Source organism: Paraconexibacter algicola (assembly GCF_003044185.1).
Lineage (GTDB): Bacteria > Actinomycetota > Thermoleophilia > Solirubrobacterales > Solirubrobacteraceae > Paraconexibacter > Paraconexibacter algicola.
In genome coordinates this window covers 2,664,535-2,679,225 of sequence record NZ_PYYB01000001.1, presented here as the reverse complement: position 1 = coordinate 2,679,225, position 14,691 = coordinate 2,664,535, and the positions used below count along the sequence as shown (strand labels likewise).

Here is a 14,691-nt window from a genome sequence, read left to right as displayed (position 1 = left end):
CCCCTGCCGGCCGGCCGCTCAGACCACCCGGATCCGCACGACGTCCGCGCGGCCCGTCGGGCGTCCGGACGAGCTGCGCGGGCTCACCGACAGGCGCACGGAGCCCAGCGGCAGGTCGACCTGCGCGCGGTAGCGCCCGACCGAGGTGCGGGCCATCCGCACCGTGCGGTCGACGGCGCGCCGCCCCGCGCCGCCCGACCGGACGATCCGCAGCACGACCGTGCTGGGGCGGCGCCCGCGGACCGCGGCCTCGACACGGCACAGCCGCCGGCAGGTGATCCGCTCGATCCGCGCGACCGGCGTCCCGGTGGCGGTCGCCCCGTCGTCGGTGGAGCCCGCGGGGAGCGCGGCCTGCGTCAGGATCCAGGGGACGAGCGGCGCCACCTCCGCGTACACGCCGGGGGCGTCGGGGTCTGCGCAGCGCTCGCCGCCGAAGCTCACGACGCCGACGAGGGTGGCGGTCCCGGCAGGGTCGCCGACGAGCGGGCCGCCGCTGTCGCCGCGGCAGGCGTCCCGGGCGGACCGCACGTCGTTGGCGCAGACCATCTCGCGTGGCGAGAACAGGAACAGGTAGGCGCGCAGGCAGGCCCGGTCGGACCGGGCCGTCACCTCGGCGGCCTGCAGCGCGTCCGCGGTCGAGCCCGTGCGGTTGGAGCGCATGCCCCAGCCGCTGACCTGCAGCCGCCGGCCGGGACGGGTCGCGGCGGCGTCGTCGACCTCCGGGAGCGTCGCGAGGGGCACGCCCTCGACCGGCTCGGCGAGCGTCAGCACCGCGATGTCCGGGCTCTCCCGTCGCGGCGTCCAGCCGGGCGCCAGCGCGATCCGGGACGCGGCGACCCGGCGCCCGCCGCTGCCGCTGAGGAACCGCCGGCCGGCGAGCACCTCGATCGCGCGCGGGACCTCCCCGGCGACGCAGTGCGCGGCGGTCACGACCGTGGCCGGACCGATCAGCGTGCCGCCGCAGAACTGCCCGCGGGTCGCGGGGACGCCGCGTTGGACGAGCGCGACCGTCCACGGCGCCTGGTCGACGGCCGCCGGGCTGCCGTTCACCACGCGCGGAGTCGCGGCGGCGGAGGCGGCCGCCGGCAGCAGCAGGCCGAGCACGACGGGCGCCGCGGCGAGCAGCGCGCGGCGGGCGGACGGGCGGGCGGGCATCCGTGCGGGCACCCCGCGATTCTCGCACCGCCCCTCGCGTCCGCGCGCCTCCTACCGAATTCCTCCCCGGGCCTTCCCGTCCCCCACCCGGGACGTCGCATGCTGCCCGTCGTGACCAACGACGCGACGGGGGTTGCGCGACCCGGGGCCCCGGCCCCGCCACCCGCAGCAGTCGCGTCCTCCCCGAGGCCGACGACGGCGCGTGCGCCCACGAGCGCCCCCGTCGTCGGCTCCGGGCGAGCCGTCCGCAGGCCCGTCGCCCGCCCGACCTGCGGGCGCCGTCGCCGAGCCCGGCGCTACGCTCGCCGCCGGTGAACCGCAACCTCATCACGCGCCTCGGGACGGCGTCGGGCGTCGTCGCGGCCCTGGTCGCGCTCGTCTTCGGCGTGCTGCTGCAGGCGGTCCGCGAGTCCGACCGCGCGACCGACCGGGTCCGGGCGGCCGAGGCGCTCGTCGTGCGCGAGGCGTCGCGCGCGCTCTCCCCGACCGCCGACCGCTCGCCCGCCTCACGGGCGGCCGCGCTCACGGCGATCCGTGCCCGCTCCCGGGACGCCGAGCGGCTGCGCCGGGACGCCGAGGACGACGTCCGGCGCGCGACGGTCATCGGGGTCGCGGGCATGGTGCTCGCGACGCTGCTGCTGTTCGCGCTCACCTCGTACCTGACCCGCTACATCGTCGTGCCCCTGCGGCGCGTCAACCGTGCGGCGTCCGCGCTCGCCGGCGGCGACCTCGACGCGCGCGTCGCCGAGGAGGGCGACGCCGAGCCGGTCGAGCTCGCCCGGTCCTTCAACGCGATGGCCACGAACCTCCAGGCCACCCAGGCCCGACTCGAGGAGCAGAACGCCGCGCTGGCCGCCGAGACCCGACGGATCGAGGTCGCCTCGCGCGTCAACCGCGCCGTCCTCGACGCGACCCCCGACCCGATCGGCCTGCTCGACCGTGACGGGCAGCTCGTCGCCGAGAACGCCGCGATGGCGACGCTCTGGCAGCGCCACGCGCGCGTCGACGCGCCCGGCCTGGACCCCGACCGCGAGGTCCGCGACGAGGCCGTCTTCGACGAGCGCACCTACCGCCGCTACGCCGCGCCCGTCCGCGACAGCGAAGGGGAGCGCATGGGGCGCCTCGTCGCGCTGCACGACATCACCTCCGAGCGCGAGTCCGAGCGGCTGAAGGACGAGTTCTTCGCGCTCGTCAGCCACGAGCTGCGCACGCCGCTGACGTCGATCATCGGCTACCTCGAGCTCGTCCGCGACGAGGAGGACGACCTGCCCCCGGACGCGCGACGGTTCCTCGGGGTCGTCGACCGCAACGCCAACCGGCTCCTGCGCCTCGTCGGGGACCTCCTGTTCGTCGCCCAGGTCGAGGCCGGGCGACTGTCGCTGGAGCGCACCGACGTGACGCTCGCGGCGGTCGTGACGCAGAGCGCGGAGGCGGCGCGGCCGGCGGCCGAGCGCGGCCGCATCGAGCTCGGCGCTGACCTCGCCGACGTGCCCGCGCTCGCCGGCGACCCCGACCGGCTCGGGCAGCTCGTCGACAACCTGCTGAGCAACGCGCTGAAGTTCACGCCCGAGGGCGGCCACGTCACCGTGGCGCTGCGCGACGACGGGGACGCCGCGGTCATCGAGGTCGCCGACGACGGCGTCGGCGTCCCCGCCGGGGACCAGGTGCACCTGTTCGAGCGCTTCTACCGGTCCTCCAACGCGGTCAGCGCCGCGATGCCGGGCGCCGGGCTCGGCCTGGCGATCTGCCGCACGATCGCCGAGGCGCACCACGGCACGATCGCCCTGCGCTCCACCGAGGGCGCCGGCACCACCGTGACCGTCCGGCTGCCGTACGACCCGTCCGGGAGGGCGTCGTGAGCCTCGTGCTCGTCGCCGACGACGACCGCGACATCGTGCTGCTCGTGCAGATCGCGCTCGAGCGGGCCGGGCACGAGGTGGTCGTCGCCCACGACGGGGAGGCCGCCTGGGAGGTGGTCCGGGACCGGACCCCGGACATCGCCGTGCTCGACGTCATGATGCCGCGCCTCGACGGCCTCGCGCTGACCCGGCGCCTGCGGGCGCACCCGCCGACCGCGACGCTCCCGGTGCTCGTCGTCAGCGCGGCGGTGCAGGACCGCGACCTGCGCGCCGCGCGCGAGGCCGGCGCCGACGGGCACGTCCGCAAGCCGTTCAGCCCGAAGTCGCTCGTCGCGCAGGTCGACGCGCTGCTGCGCCGCTGAGCCGGCTCAGGCGTCGGGCGCCGACGGCCGCCAGCGGTAGCCGAAGCCGCGGACCGTCTCGATCGGCCCGTCGTCGTCCCCGAGGACCGCGTGCAGCTTGCGGCGCAGGTAGCCGACGTAGAGCTTCACCTGCTCGCCGGCGACGCCCCCGGTCGCGTCCCCCCACACGAGCTCGAGCAGCTGGTCGCGGCTGAGGACCTGGTCGGGGTGCCGCACGAACGCGGTCAGCAGCCGGAACTCCAGGGGCGTCAGCGACACCGGCTGGTCGAGCACGCGGACCTCGGCGTTGGCCACGTCGATGCGCACGAGCGCGTCCTCGTAGGTCTCCCGGGGTGCCGCCTCGGCGGCGCGGCCGGTCGTCGAGGCGCGGCGCAGCAGCGCCCCGATCCGGGCGAGCAGCTCCTGGCGGCCGAACGGCTTGGTGACGTAGTCGTCGGCGCCCGCCTGCAGGCCCCGGACCTTCTCCATCTCGCCGGCGCGCGCGGTGAGCATCAGGACGGGCACGTCGGTCATGTCGCGGATCCGCTCGAGCGTCGCCCAGCCGTCGAGGCCGGGCATCGTCACGTCGAGCACGATGCACTCGGGCCGCGCGTCGAAGAGGACCCGCAGCGCCTCGCGGCCGTCGGCCGCCTCCCGCACCGTCATGCCCGCCCGCTCGAGCATCTCGCGCAGGAGGCCGCGGACGTCGGGCTCGTCGTCGACCACGAGGATCCGGGCGCCGGTCATACCCGTCTCATACCAGACGCCCGCACCGTTCCCTCCCACGGCTGGGACGCTGACGGCCGTATGGCGAGGGTCGCGATCTTCGAGCCGGTGCAGGAGACGCGGGAGCTGCTCGAGCGCCTGCTGCGCCGTCACGGCCACGAGACCGTCACCGCGGACGCCGCCCTGGACCCCGCGGACGCCGACGCGCTCGTGTTCGAGGCGGGCTGCGCCTCCGGGGTCGCGCTGGCCCGGCTGCTGCGCGCCGCCCGCCCGGACGTCGCGCTCGTCGCCTGCAGCCCGGTGCCGCAGCCCCACGGGGTCGCCGGGCTCGCACCGCTCGAGCTGCTGGTGCAGCCGTTCTCCCCCGCCCAGCTCGGGCGGGCCGTCAGCGTGGCGCTCAGTCGTCCTGCGACGGCCGCGACCGCCCGCGCTTGATCTCGCCGCGGCGCGCCTTCGCCTCGACGCGACGGCGCTTGGACGCCTTCGTCGGGCGGGTCGGGGTCCGCGACCGCGGGACGTGCAGGCCGGCGGCGATCCGGGCGGCGAGCCGCTCGAGCGCGAGCTCGCGGTTGCGGGCCTGACTGCGCGCGTCCTGGGCGACCGCGCGGACGACCGGCCCGACGCGCTCCAGCAGCCGCGCGCGCTGCGCGGCGCTGAGCGTCGCCGAGGCGCGCACGTCGAAGGCCACCTCGACCCGGGAGGCGGTGACGTTCGCGTGCTGGCCGCCGGGCCCGGACGAGCGCGAGACGCGGACGACGATCTCCTGCGCGGGGATCGTCAGCGCGCCGCTGATGCGCAGGTCGTCCGGCACGGGCTCACTCCGGCAGCGCCCACTGCTGCGCGCAGCCGTGGACGACGGTCCGGACGATCTCCTCGACGTCGTCGGTGACGACGAACAGCGCGGGGTCGTCGGCGGAGATGAGCGCGTCGTCGACGAGCCGCCCGCGGATCCAGTCGACCAGCGGCGACCAGAAGTCGACGCCCACGAGGACCACGGGGAAGTCGTCGATCTTCTCGGTCTGGATGAGGACGAGCGCCTCGAACAGCTCGTCGAGCGTGCCGTACCCGCCGGGGAAGACCACGAACGCGCTGGAGTAGCGGACGAACATGACCTTCCGCGTGAAGAAGAAGTCGAACAGCAGCCCGATGTCCTGGTAGGGGTTCGGGGCCTGCTCGAACGGCAGGACGATGTTGAGGCCGACCGACGTGGCGCCGGCGTCCTGGGCACCGCGGTTGGCAGCCTCCATCAGGCCGGGGCCACCGCCGGTGATGATCGCGCAGCCGGCCTCCCCGAGCCGCCGGGCGGTCTCGCGGGCCAGCGCGTACTCGGGCGCGTCCTGCGGCACGCGCGCCGACCCGAAGATCGAGATCGCGCGCCCGAGGTCGGCGAGGGTGCGGAAGCCGGTCTCCAGCTCCTCCGTGGCGCGCGCGGTCCGCTGGCCGTCGTCGAGGTCGGCGCGGACCGTCGGCAGCTGCGCGCCGAGCAGCTCCTCGTCGGGGCTGCGGGGCGCGCGGGCGGGGACGTCGGGGAGGCTCATGCGACCGCGGAGGCTATCCGTCGCGGCGGGGCCCGTCGCCGGCGGCGGCGAGCAGCGCGTCCGCCTCGGCGCGCCGCCGCTGGCTGACGAGCCGGCCGATCGCGACGCGGTTCGTCGCGACCTGCCCGTAGAGGAGCCGGCGCACCGGGCCGGGGAGCGCGCGGGCGCCGAGCCCCGCTGCGCGCCCCTTGCGGCCGCGCAGCAGCGGCGCCACCATCGGCGCCACGTCGCCGCCGCTGCGCAGGGCCTGTGGCGGGTCGCCGGCGCGGTGGGCGTGCGCGGCGCGGAGGCGGTCCTGCGGGGGCACGCCCGCCGCCTCGAGCAGCGCCTGGCCCTCTGGCGACTGGATCGTGCGCGGCACGATCGAGCCGGCCGGCACGTGGCGCAGGATCCACGCCACCGACCAGCGGCAGAAGCCGCAGTCGGCGTCGTACAGGACCGTCAGGGCGCGATCGCTCACGCCCCGGAGCGTAGATGACCGCCGCAGCGGGCCCTCGGGCCTAAAGGCCCTCGGGGTGCCGGACCTCGTAGCCCTTCGTCGGGCGGCTGGAGGTGTGCCAGCGCGAGCCGCCGTCGTCCTTCATGCCGCTCGTGTCGAAGCGGATGCCCGCGACGACCGCGTACATGTGGCCGCCGTTGGCGTAGATCGTGATCCACTGGCCGGGGCCGTCCTCGCCCCAGGTCTCGTAGCCGCCGGACGGCATCGAGGACTTCACGAGGCCCGCCTTGTAGAGCGCGTAGCTCACGGAGCCGGAGCAGTCGTAGCCCTTGTCCTCCCACTTGCCGTGGCCGCCGCCGTAGATGTACGGCTTGTGCGAGATGGCGTTGCCGGCGGCGATGAAGTCCTTGACCGCCTGCGGGGCGTTCGCGGGGGCGATCGCCTTGCCGTCGGGCCCGACCTTCGCGCGGTCGCCGGGGGCGAGCTCGAGCGGCTTGGCACCGACTGCCGCGTTCGGGCCGGCGTCGAGCTGGCCGCGCAGGACGGCGATGTCGTTCGCGTCGACGATCCCGTCGATCGTCAGGCCGTTGCTGCGCTCGAAGGTCCGGACGGCCTTGTAGGTGCCGGTGCCGAACTCGCCGTCGATCGTCGTGCGGGTACCGGTGCGGGTGAGGAAGTCCTGGAGCATCTTCACGTCGCGGCCGCTCATGCCCCGCCTGACGGGGATGCGCTCGCCGAGCCGGTCGGTGCTCGCGTTGCCCTGCGAGTCGAAGCCGCCGGAGGCGAGGTTCGCGCCGCCGCCGGTGGTCGCCTTGCGCAGCGCGGTGACCGTTTTGCGGCCGACGGTGCCGCTGGCCTCCAGGCCGGCGGCCCGCTGGAACTTCTGCACCGCGGACTTCGTGCCCGAGCCGAAGACCCCGTCGGTCGACGTCTTGATGCCGATCTGCACCAGCAGCTTCTGGAGCTGCTTGACGTCCGCGCCCTTGGCGCCGACGCGCAGGGCGCGGTCCCCGAGCTTCGAGGACGCGGCCGACGCGGTCGCGGCCTGCGCGACCGGGACGACGAGGGCGGTGCCCGCCCCCACGCCCACGCAGGAGGCGACGACGGTGACGGCGATCTGGCGGAGACTTCCGGTACGGCGGCGGTACGGCTTCGGCACGGCAGGTAACCCTTTGCTCTCGACGCCTACGGGGTTAGCTGTCGGGCTCGCGCTGAGTGCTGCGCTACCCGGGTGGTTCCCGGGATTCGCCCCCGACCGATCGCTCGGTCCGTTGGGTCCCCCGTCCCGCTCCACTGGCGTGGGGCGAGCTCGGCTGGTTGCTGTTCGGCTGGGCGGGAAGGCTACAGAATCCCGCGGCGGGGGGTTACGTCAACCGACTCCGGGACCCGGAGCATCGGGCTGCTGCTGGCGCAGCACCGCGTCGGCGACGGCCAGGGCGACCTCCGCGCGCGAGCGCAGCGAGTCCTCCAGCACGTGCTCGTCGGGCGCGTGCGCGCCGCCCCCGAGCGGCCCGAGGCCGTCGATCGTCAACGGGATGACGGTCGCGAGGTGGCTCGCGTCGCTCGCGCCGCCACGGGACGCGGGCACGATCGGGCGGCCCAGTGACGCGCCCGCGCGCGCGAGGACCGGCGCGGCGGGCTCGCGGGCGTCCATGCCGGGCCAGGCGCGCAGGTTGCGCACGACGAGGGTGGCGCCGCCGACCTCGCGCGGGATCGCCGCCATCACCGGGTCGAACGCGTCGAGCCGGTCGGCGCGGACGTCGCAGAGCAGCTGCCCGTGGGCGGGGACGACGTTGAGGGCCTCGCCGCTGTGCAGCACGGTCGGCACGGCGGTCAGGCGGTCGGGGCCGGCCGGGTCGTGGTGCGCGGCGACAACGCGGGCGGCCTCGGCGAGCGCCAGGAGGGCGTTGCGGCCGTCGTCCGGGCGGGCGCCGCTGTGGGCGGCGACGCCGGTGGCGGTGATCTCGAGGGTCCCGGCGGCCTTGCGCCGCACGACGACCGCGTCGCGGCCGTCGGCGTCGAGCTCGCCCGCCTCGAAGCACAGGCAGGCGTCCCAGCCCGCGAAGCGCGCGGCGTGGGCGAACGGCGCGGTGCGCCACTCCTCGTCGGTCACGAGCAGCAGCGCGACCTCGGCGAGCTCGTCGCGGCGGTCGTGCGCGAGCGCGCGCAGGACGCCGAGCGCGAGGACGTCGCCGCCCTTCATGTCGATCGTCCCCGAGCCGCGCAACGCGCCCGGGACGTCGGGGTCGGGGTGCAGCGGCTGGTGGAGCTCGTGTGAGATCACCGTGTCGACGTGCCCGACGAGCACGATCCGGCGGGATCCGGTGCCGGGCACGCGGATCAGGAGGTCGTCGGCGTTGCCGGCGGTCGAGCACGCCGGGCGCTCGACGAGCGCGCCGGCGGGCAGGTCGGCGGTGAGGACCGCGACGCAGCGCTCCGCGCCGGCACGGTCGCCGGAGGGCGAGCTGATGCCCACCAGCGCCTCGAGTTCGTGGACGGCCGTGGCGGCGATCCGGGCGGCGTGCGAGCGGGTCCAGTCGGGCATGCGAGGGGCGTACAGTAGATCCATGGGCCATCTCTCCGTCGGTGACGCCGCCCCGGACTTCACGCTCCCCGGCACGGACGGCGCCTTCACCCTCTCCGAGCACCGCGGCCGGCGGGTCGTGCTGCTCTTCTACCCCGGCGACGACACGAGCGTCTGCACGAAGCAGTTCTGCGACTACCGCGACCACGCGGAGGACCTCGCGGCGCTGCCGGCGGTCGTCGTCGGGATCAGCGGCGCCGACAAGGCGTCCAAGGACGCGTTCCACCGCAAGTACGACCTCAACGTCCCGCTGCTGGCGGACGAGGACGGCGCGGTCGCCACCGCCTACGACATGGACTCGAAGGTCATGGGCGTCAAGCGCGGCACGGTGATCGTCGACGAGACCGGCACGGTCGCGTACGTGCACAGCTTCCGCTTCGCCCTGAAGTACAAGACGGTCGACGACCTGCGCGAGATCCTCGAGCAGCTCCCGGCCCCCGGGATTCCGTCAACCTGAGCGCCGGCCACCCAGTAACCCTCGACCACGAGTCGAGGGTCGGTCGCGGCCGCGAGGTGACCACGGGATCGCCGACGCCCGCTCGGATCCCCGGGTCACCCTGAACCCTCGAGCACTGCTCGAGGGTTGAGCGGGGCGTGCCGGGCGCCATAACCTCGCGGTCCCCTCCCGCACGACCCGCCGCCACGCCCGAACTGGGTGATCTGGGATCCAGATATGGCATCGAGATCACCCAGAACGCCCGGGGCGGGGCGGCGCGGACGGCGCCGGGCAGCGCTTGGCGGTGCTGGCCGGCGCGGCCCCGGCGCGACCGTGCGCACACCCCGCACGCCCCGCCAGACCGGGCCCACCCGCCGACGCGCGCCCGAACTGGGTGATCCGGGACCCGGATATGGCACTCGGATCACCCAGAACGCCCCCGGGCGGGGGCCACGACGACGTGCGCCCCGGCAGAGCCGGGGCGCAGGGTGCAGCGTGAGCTGGGGCGCGCGGGTCAGGCGCCGAGCACGGCGGCAAGGCGGGACTCGATCGCGCCGGTGACCTGCTCGCGGATCGGGCCCTGCTCCAGCCGCTCGACGGTCGCCTCGAGGAAGCCCTCGATGACGAGCCGGCGGGCCTGCGCGGTCGAGAGACCACGGGAGCGCAGGTAGAACAGCTGGTCCGGGTCGATCTGGGCGATCGCGGCCGCGTGCGTGCAGCGCACGTCGTCGGCGAGGATCTCCAGGCCCGGGATCGCGTCGGCGTGCGCCTTCTTCGACACGATGAGGTTGCGCGACTCCTGGAAGGCGTCCGTCTGCTGGGCGCCCTCGTCGACCTTGATCATCCCGCGCCAGACGGTGGACGACCGGTCGTTGAGGATCCCGCGGAACGCGAGGTCCGACGTCGTGTTCTCCGCCGCGTGCTCCTGCAGCGTGTCGACGTCGAGGTGCTGGCGACCGCGCGACGCGTACGCGCCGGTCACCGAGGCGTGCGCGCCCGGGCCCGACAGCGTCGTCTCGAGGAACACCTTGCCGTTCTTGGAGCCGAAGCCGAGCGTGACCCAGTCGACGTGCCCGTCGCGGGCGACCTCCGCCCGCTGCGCGCCGAAGACCCAGGTCTTCTCGTTGAGCTCCTGCGCGGACACGTAGCGCAGCCGCGCGTTCTGGCCGACGATCAGCTCGACGACCCCGTTGACGAGCCCGTCGGCCTCGTCGTCGGCGCTGACGAGCTGGTCCCAGACCTCTGCCTCCGCGCCGTCCTCGAGGACCACGAGCGTGCGCGTGTAGAGCGCGCTCCCGGCCTGCTCGTGCACGGCGGTGACGAGGATCGGGGCCTCGATCTGCACGCCGCGCGGCACGTACACGAAGACCCCGTCGCTCCAGTGCGCGTCGTTGCGCGCGACGAACGGCGAGTCCGCGACCAGCGTGCCCAGATGGCGCTCGACGAGCTCGGGGTGGCGCGCGGCCGCCTCGGCGATCGGCAGCACGATCGGGCCCTCCGACGTGGCGTCCGCGCTCGAGGCGACGGCGCCGCCGCCGACGCGGACCGCGCCGTCGAAGTCGAACACGGAGCGGTCCGGCGCCTCACCCGACCGCGCCGGAGCGAAGCCGTCGAGGTCGAGCCCGTCGATCGGGGTGAACTCCCAGCCGGGGACGCCGCGGAAGCTCGGGAGCTCCAGCTCGCCCGCCCGCTCCACCGCGCCGACCCGGCGGGCGGTGAGCCAGTCCGGCTCGGTGATCGCGGTGGCCATCTAGCCGATGCTCCCTTCCATCTGCAGCTCGATGAGGCGGTTCATCTCGACCGCGTACTCCATCGGCAGCTCCTTGACGATCGGCTCGATGAAGCCGTTGACGATCAGCTTCGCGGCCTCCTCCTCCTCCAGCCCGTGGGCCTGGAGGTAGAAGAGCTGCTCCTCGCCGACCTTCGTGACCGAGGCCTCGTGTCCGATGTCCACGTCGTCCTCGCCGATGCGGATCGTCGGGTAGGTGTCGGTCCGGGACTGCGGGTCGAGCAGCAGCGCGTCGCAGACGACCTTCGACTTCGCGCCGTGGGCACCCTTGGCGACCTCGAGCAGGCCGCGGTACGAGGACCGGCCGCCGTCCTTGGAGATCGACTTGGCGAAGATGTTCGACGTCGTGTTCGGCGCGGCGTGGATGATCTTGCCGCCCGCGTCCTGGTGCTGGCCCTTGCCGGCGAACGCGATCGACAGGATCTCCCCGTGGGCGCGCTCGCCCATGAGGTAGACGGCCGGGTACTTCATCGTCAGCTTCGAGCCGAGGTTGCAGTCGACCCACTCGACGGTCGCGTCCTTCTGGGCGACCGCGCGCTTGGTGACGAGGTTGAAGACGTTCTGCGACCAGTTCTGCACGGTCGTGTACCGGATCCGCGCGCCCGGCTTGGCGATGAGCTCGACGACGGCGGAGTGCAGCGAGTCACCGGAGTACGTCGGGGCGGTGCAGCCCTCGACGTAGTGCACGTAGCTGCCCTCGTCGGCGATGATGAGCGTGCGCTCGAACTGGCCCATGTTCTCCGTGTTGATGCGGAAGTAGGCCTGCAGCGGCATCTCGACGTGGACGCCCGGCGGGACGTAGACGAACGAGCCGCCCGACCACACGGAGCTGTTCAGCGCGGCGAGCTTGTTGTCGTTCGGCGGGATGACGGTCGCGAAGTGCTCGCGGACGAGGTCCTCGTGCTCACGGAGCGCGGTGTCCATGTCGAGGAAGATCACGCCCTGCTTCTCGAGCTCCTCGTTGACCTGGTGGTAGACGACCTCGGACTCGTACTGGGCGCCGACGCCGGCGAGGAACTTCCGCTCCGCCTCGGGGATGCCGAGCCGGTCGAAGGTGTTCTTGACGTCCTCGGGCACGTCGTCCCACGAGCGCTCGGCGCGCTCGGACGCGCGGACGAAGTAGTGGATGTCGTCGTAGTCGACCTCGGCGAGCATCGGGGAGCCCCAGGTGGGCTGGGGCCGCGCCTCGAAGTACTCGTAGGCCTTCAGGCGGAACTCGCGCATCCACTCCGGCTCGCTCTTGAACTCGGAGATCTTCTCCACGATCTCGCGGTTCAGGCCCTTGGGGGCCTTGTAGAGGTAGTTCTCCGCGTCGCGGAAGCCGTAGCGCTCGGTGTAGTCGGCACCGAACCCCTTGAGCGCGGCCTCTTCCTCGGTGAGGACCTTCGTGCTGATCTCGGGCGTGGCCATAAGTGCGTGCTTCCTCGCAAGTCGTTTCCGTGCGAATACCGACTCGTGGAGTCGGCATTTCATTGTAGCGCCGTGTCCCCCTCGGCCCCCTCGCGCCCGGCGATTCTGTCAGCTGGTACGGGCGCGTCGGCGCCCGCGATCGCGTTCAGCCCGCCAGGTCGCAGACGTAGTGCACGCTCGTGGCGCGCGCACGCCCCGCGCGACGGGCCGCCGCGGCCGCGGCCGGCCGCGCGCCCGGCCCGGCGCTGATCGGCGCGTGGCTGCTCAGCAGCCGGTCGGTGCCGGTCTGCAGGTCGCGCACGACGACGCCCGGCACCCCGGCGGGCTTCCCGAGCACCGCGGCGGTCGTCGTGTAGGCGAGCACCCGGCCGTCACCCGAGAGGACGGGCTCCCCCGCGCCGCCGGCCCGCCCGCGCGAGACGACCGTGGTGCGCCCCGTCGGGAGATCGACGTGCAGCACGGTCGAGCGGCGCCCGTCGCCGCGCTCGCGCGCGGTGAACACGAGCGCCCGGCCGTCCGCCGAGAGCGCCGGGTCCAGCGCGACGCGCCCGGCGACCGCGGCGACGAGACGCGTGGTCCCGGCGACGACGTCGCGCAGGTAGATGCGGGAGGCGCCGCGCGGGCCGCCACCGAGGTTGCCCGCCGTGCTCGCGAACGCGACGAGCCGTCCGTCGGCGCTCGCCGACGGCTCGCGGGCGTCGCCGTCGGCCGCCCGCCCGTCGGGGCCGTCCGCGCGGCTCACCAGCACGGTCTGCCCGGTGGCGAGCGAGCGGCGGTAGACGAGGGCCCGTCCGTCGGCGCCGGCGTCGCCCGCCGTGAGCGTGACGAACCGGCCGTCGGCGGTGATCGACGGCTCGTACACCGTCCCGTAGCCGCTGCCGCCCGCGATCCGGCGCGTCGTCCCGGTCGCCCGGTCGAACAGGAGCAGCGCGTTCGTGGAGCGGCCGCCCGGCCCACCGTCCTGGGACATCTCGAAGACGACCCGCCGGCCGTCACCGCTGACCGACGGGTTGTACGCGGTGCGCGAGGCGGACGGACCGTCCCGGTGGCTGATCTCGAAGCGCGTGTTCGTGACCCGGTCGATGCCGATGACGCGCATGTGGCCATAGCGCTTGGCGAACGTGAGGTTGCCCGCGGCGCGCTCGGCGACGACCGTGCTCCCGTCCGCGGAGACCTGGCTGTTGTAGGTCGACTGCGGCAGCCGCGCCGGGGGCGTCAGCTCGGCGGGCGCGGACGCGGGATCGGCGAGGGCGGCGGCCTGCACGTGGATCTCGCCGAGCGCGGTGGCCTGCGGGATCGTCGCGCGGTAGGCGTCGAACACGACCGTGGCGCCGTCTGCGGTGATCGTCGGGCGGTTCGCGTAGTCGTTGGGCGGCAGCAGCGGCCGCGACCCGGGGCCGGTCCGGGGCGGCCCGTTGTAGCGGCGCTGCCCGAGGAAGCGGGGCAGCTGGCGCAGCTGGCGGTCCAGGAGGATCGCCGCCTGCCGGGACGTGAACGCGCCGGAGCGGGTCCCCGCCGCGGCGGCGTCGCGGAGCGCCCGGGCGGCCGCGCGCTGCACGCTCGCCTGCGTGCGGCCGTAGAGCCGCCCGATCTCGTTGGGGCTGACCTCGGCACGGCGCAGCGCGAGGTAGCGGGCCTTCGAGGGCGCGCCGAAGATGGTCGTGGCCCGGTCCGGGATCGCGAGCTGGTGCAGGGAGTGGAACAGCAGGTGCTGGCTGAGATGGCCCTGGTCGAGCGTCCGGCGCGCCCGGGCGAGCAGCCGCGAGGCGAGCGCCGGGGAGGCGGCGCGCAGGCGTGGGGCGACGAGCGCGCGGGCGGCCCGGTCGAGCGTGAGGCCGCGGCGGGTCGCGAGCTGGCCGAGGGTGTGGGCGCGGTCGTCGCGCAGGTGGCGCCAGATCCGCGCCCGGGTCGTGCCGAGCACCGCGTAGAGCCGTGCCTCGTCGTAGGGCAGCCAGTGCTGGTAGACCCACTGCTCGGTCGGCAGCCAGTGCGGCAGGGCGCCGGCCGGGGCGTCGGAGTCCTGCGCGACGGCGGTCGGGGCGAGGAGCAGGAGCGCGGCGAGCGCCGCGAGCACGGCGCGGCGCACGGCGTCAGTCCACGTCGACCTTGACGACGCCGTCCTCGACGAGGACCTCGAACCGCTCGACGGCCTCGTAGGCCGGGAGGTTCTTCGGCGCCCCGGTGCGCAGGTCGAACACGGAGCCGTGCCGGGGGCACTCGACCGTGCAGGCGCGCTCGTCGAGCTCGCCCTCCGCCAGTGGTCCGTCGTCGTGCGAGCAGCGGTCCTCGATCGCCAGCAGCTCGCCCGCGCAGTTGAAGACGCCGATCTCGAGGTCGTCGTGGGTGACGATGCGGCACGTCCCGGGCGGGAGGTCCGCGAGCGGGCAGACGTCGATGATCGGGCTCATGGTCGC

General features: G+C 74.8%; 15 protein-coding genes and 1 riboswitch. Of the genes, 4 read left to right on the top strand and 11 right to left on the bottom strand.

Going from position 1 to position 14,691, the window contains the following annotated elements; translation table 11 throughout:
* Positions 1-18 precede the first annotated feature (18 nt).
* The gene (locus C7Y72_RS12615) at positions 19-1,167 is read right to left on the bottom strand and encodes a S1 family peptidase (RefSeq protein ID WP_107569067.1); all 1,149 of its coding nucleotides are present in this window, start codon (positions 1,165-1,167) and stop codon (positions 19-21) included.
* Between the two features lie 299 nt (positions 1,168-1,466).
* On the opposite strand from C7Y72_RS12615, the gene C7Y72_RS12610 reads away from it, so the two are divergent.
* Together C7Y72_RS12610 and C7Y72_RS12605 are read left to right on the top strand one after the other, a co-directional pair.
* Complete coding sequence (locus C7Y72_RS12610; protein WP_107569066.1) at positions 1,467-3,014, top strand: sensor histidine kinase; 1,548 nt, start codon at positions 1,467-1,469, stop codon at positions 3,012-3,014.
* Positions 3,011-3,376: a response regulator transcription factor gene (locus C7Y72_RS12605; protein WP_107569065.1), complete on the top strand. Its 366-nt coding sequence runs from the start codon at positions 3,011-3,013 to the stop codon at positions 3,374-3,376. The genes C7Y72_RS12610 and C7Y72_RS12605 overlap by 4 nt, the downstream gene beginning before the upstream one ends.
* A gap of 6 nt (positions 3,377-3,382) precedes the next feature.
* Here the strand turns inward: C7Y72_RS12605 and C7Y72_RS12600 are convergent, their stop codons facing one another.
* A complete protein-coding gene (locus C7Y72_RS12600) occupies positions 3,383-4,102 on the bottom strand; it encodes a response regulator transcription factor (protein WP_107569064.1) in 720 nt (239 codons plus the stop codon).
* A 60-nt stretch (positions 4,103-4,162) separates the two neighbouring features.
* On the opposite strand from C7Y72_RS12600, the gene C7Y72_RS12595 reads away from it, so the two are divergent.
* Entirely contained in the window at positions 4,163-4,516 is a 354-nt protein-coding gene (locus C7Y72_RS12595) for a hypothetical protein (protein WP_107569063.1), read from the top strand.
* On the opposite strand, the gene arfB is transcribed toward C7Y72_RS12595, so the two are convergent.
* From arfB to C7Y72_RS12570, 5 genes are all read right to left on the bottom strand, one after another.
* The gene (arfB, locus tag C7Y72_RS12590) at positions 4,479-4,892 is read right to left on the bottom strand and encodes an alternative ribosome rescue aminoacyl-tRNA hydrolase ArfB (RefSeq protein WP_233243821.1); all 414 of its coding nucleotides are present in this window, start codon (positions 4,890-4,892) and stop codon (positions 4,479-4,481) included. The genes C7Y72_RS12595 and arfB overlap by 38 nt on opposite strands.
* Before the next feature lie 4 nt (positions 4,893-4,896).
* Entirely contained in the window at positions 4,897-5,619 is a 723-nt protein-coding gene (locus C7Y72_RS12585; RefSeq protein WP_107569062.1) for an LOG family protein, read from the bottom strand.
* A 13-nt stretch (positions 5,620-5,632) separates the two neighbouring features.
* A complete protein-coding gene (locus C7Y72_RS12580; RefSeq protein WP_158276837.1) occupies positions 5,633-6,079 on the bottom strand; it encodes a thiol-disulfide oxidoreductase DCC family protein in 447 nt (148 codons plus the stop codon).
* Positions 6,080-6,119: 40 nt separating this feature from the next.
* Positions 6,120-7,217 (bottom strand): peptidoglycan-binding domain-containing protein, encoded by a 1,098-nt coding sequence (locus C7Y72_RS12575; RefSeq protein ID WP_158276836.1) that lies wholly within the window; start codon positions 7,215-7,217, stop codon positions 6,120-6,122.
* A 7-nt stretch (positions 7,218-7,224) separates the two neighbouring features.
* Positions 7,225-7,374: riboswitch (cyclic di-AMP (ydaO/yuaA leader) on the bottom strand.
* Positions 7,375-7,427: 53 nt separating this feature from the next.
* On the bottom strand, positions 7,428-8,603 hold the full coding sequence (locus tag C7Y72_RS12570) for a M20/M25/M40 family metallo-hydrolase (protein ID WP_107569059.1): 1,176 nt from the start codon (positions 8,601-8,603) through the stop codon (positions 7,428-7,430).
* A gap of 22 nt (positions 8,604-8,625) precedes the next feature.
* On the opposite strand from C7Y72_RS12570, the gene C7Y72_RS12565 reads away from it, so the two are divergent.
* Positions 8,626-9,099, top strand: a complete 474-nt coding sequence (locus C7Y72_RS12565) for a peroxiredoxin (protein WP_107569058.1) — start codon at positions 8,626-8,628, stop codon at positions 9,097-9,099.
* Between the two features lie 493 nt (positions 9,100-9,592).
* On the opposite strand, the gene sufD is transcribed toward C7Y72_RS12565, so the two are convergent.
* From sufD to C7Y72_RS12545, 4 genes are all read right to left on the bottom strand, one after another.
* The gene (gene sufD / locus C7Y72_RS12560) at positions 9,593-10,828 is read right to left on the bottom strand and encodes a Fe-S cluster assembly protein SufD (RefSeq protein ID WP_107569057.1); all 1,236 of its coding nucleotides are present in this window, start codon (positions 10,826-10,828) and stop codon (positions 9,593-9,595) included.
* Complete coding sequence (gene sufB, locus C7Y72_RS12555; protein WP_107569056.1) at positions 10,829-12,277, bottom strand: Fe-S cluster assembly protein SufB; 1,449 nt, start codon at positions 12,275-12,277, stop codon at positions 10,829-10,831.
* A 145-nt stretch (positions 12,278-12,422) separates the two neighbouring features.
* On the bottom strand, positions 12,423-14,363 hold the full coding sequence (locus C7Y72_RS12550; protein ID WP_107569055.1) for a TolB family protein: 1,941 nt from the start codon (positions 14,361-14,363) through the stop codon (positions 12,423-12,425).
* Positions 14,364-14,367: 4 nt separating this feature from the next.
* Positions 14,368-14,685, bottom strand: coding sequence for a Rieske (2Fe-2S) protein (locus C7Y72_RS12545; RefSeq protein WP_107569054.1), 318 nt, complete (start codon positions 14,683-14,685; stop codon positions 14,368-14,370).
* Positions 14,686-14,691 lie beyond the last annotated feature (6 nt).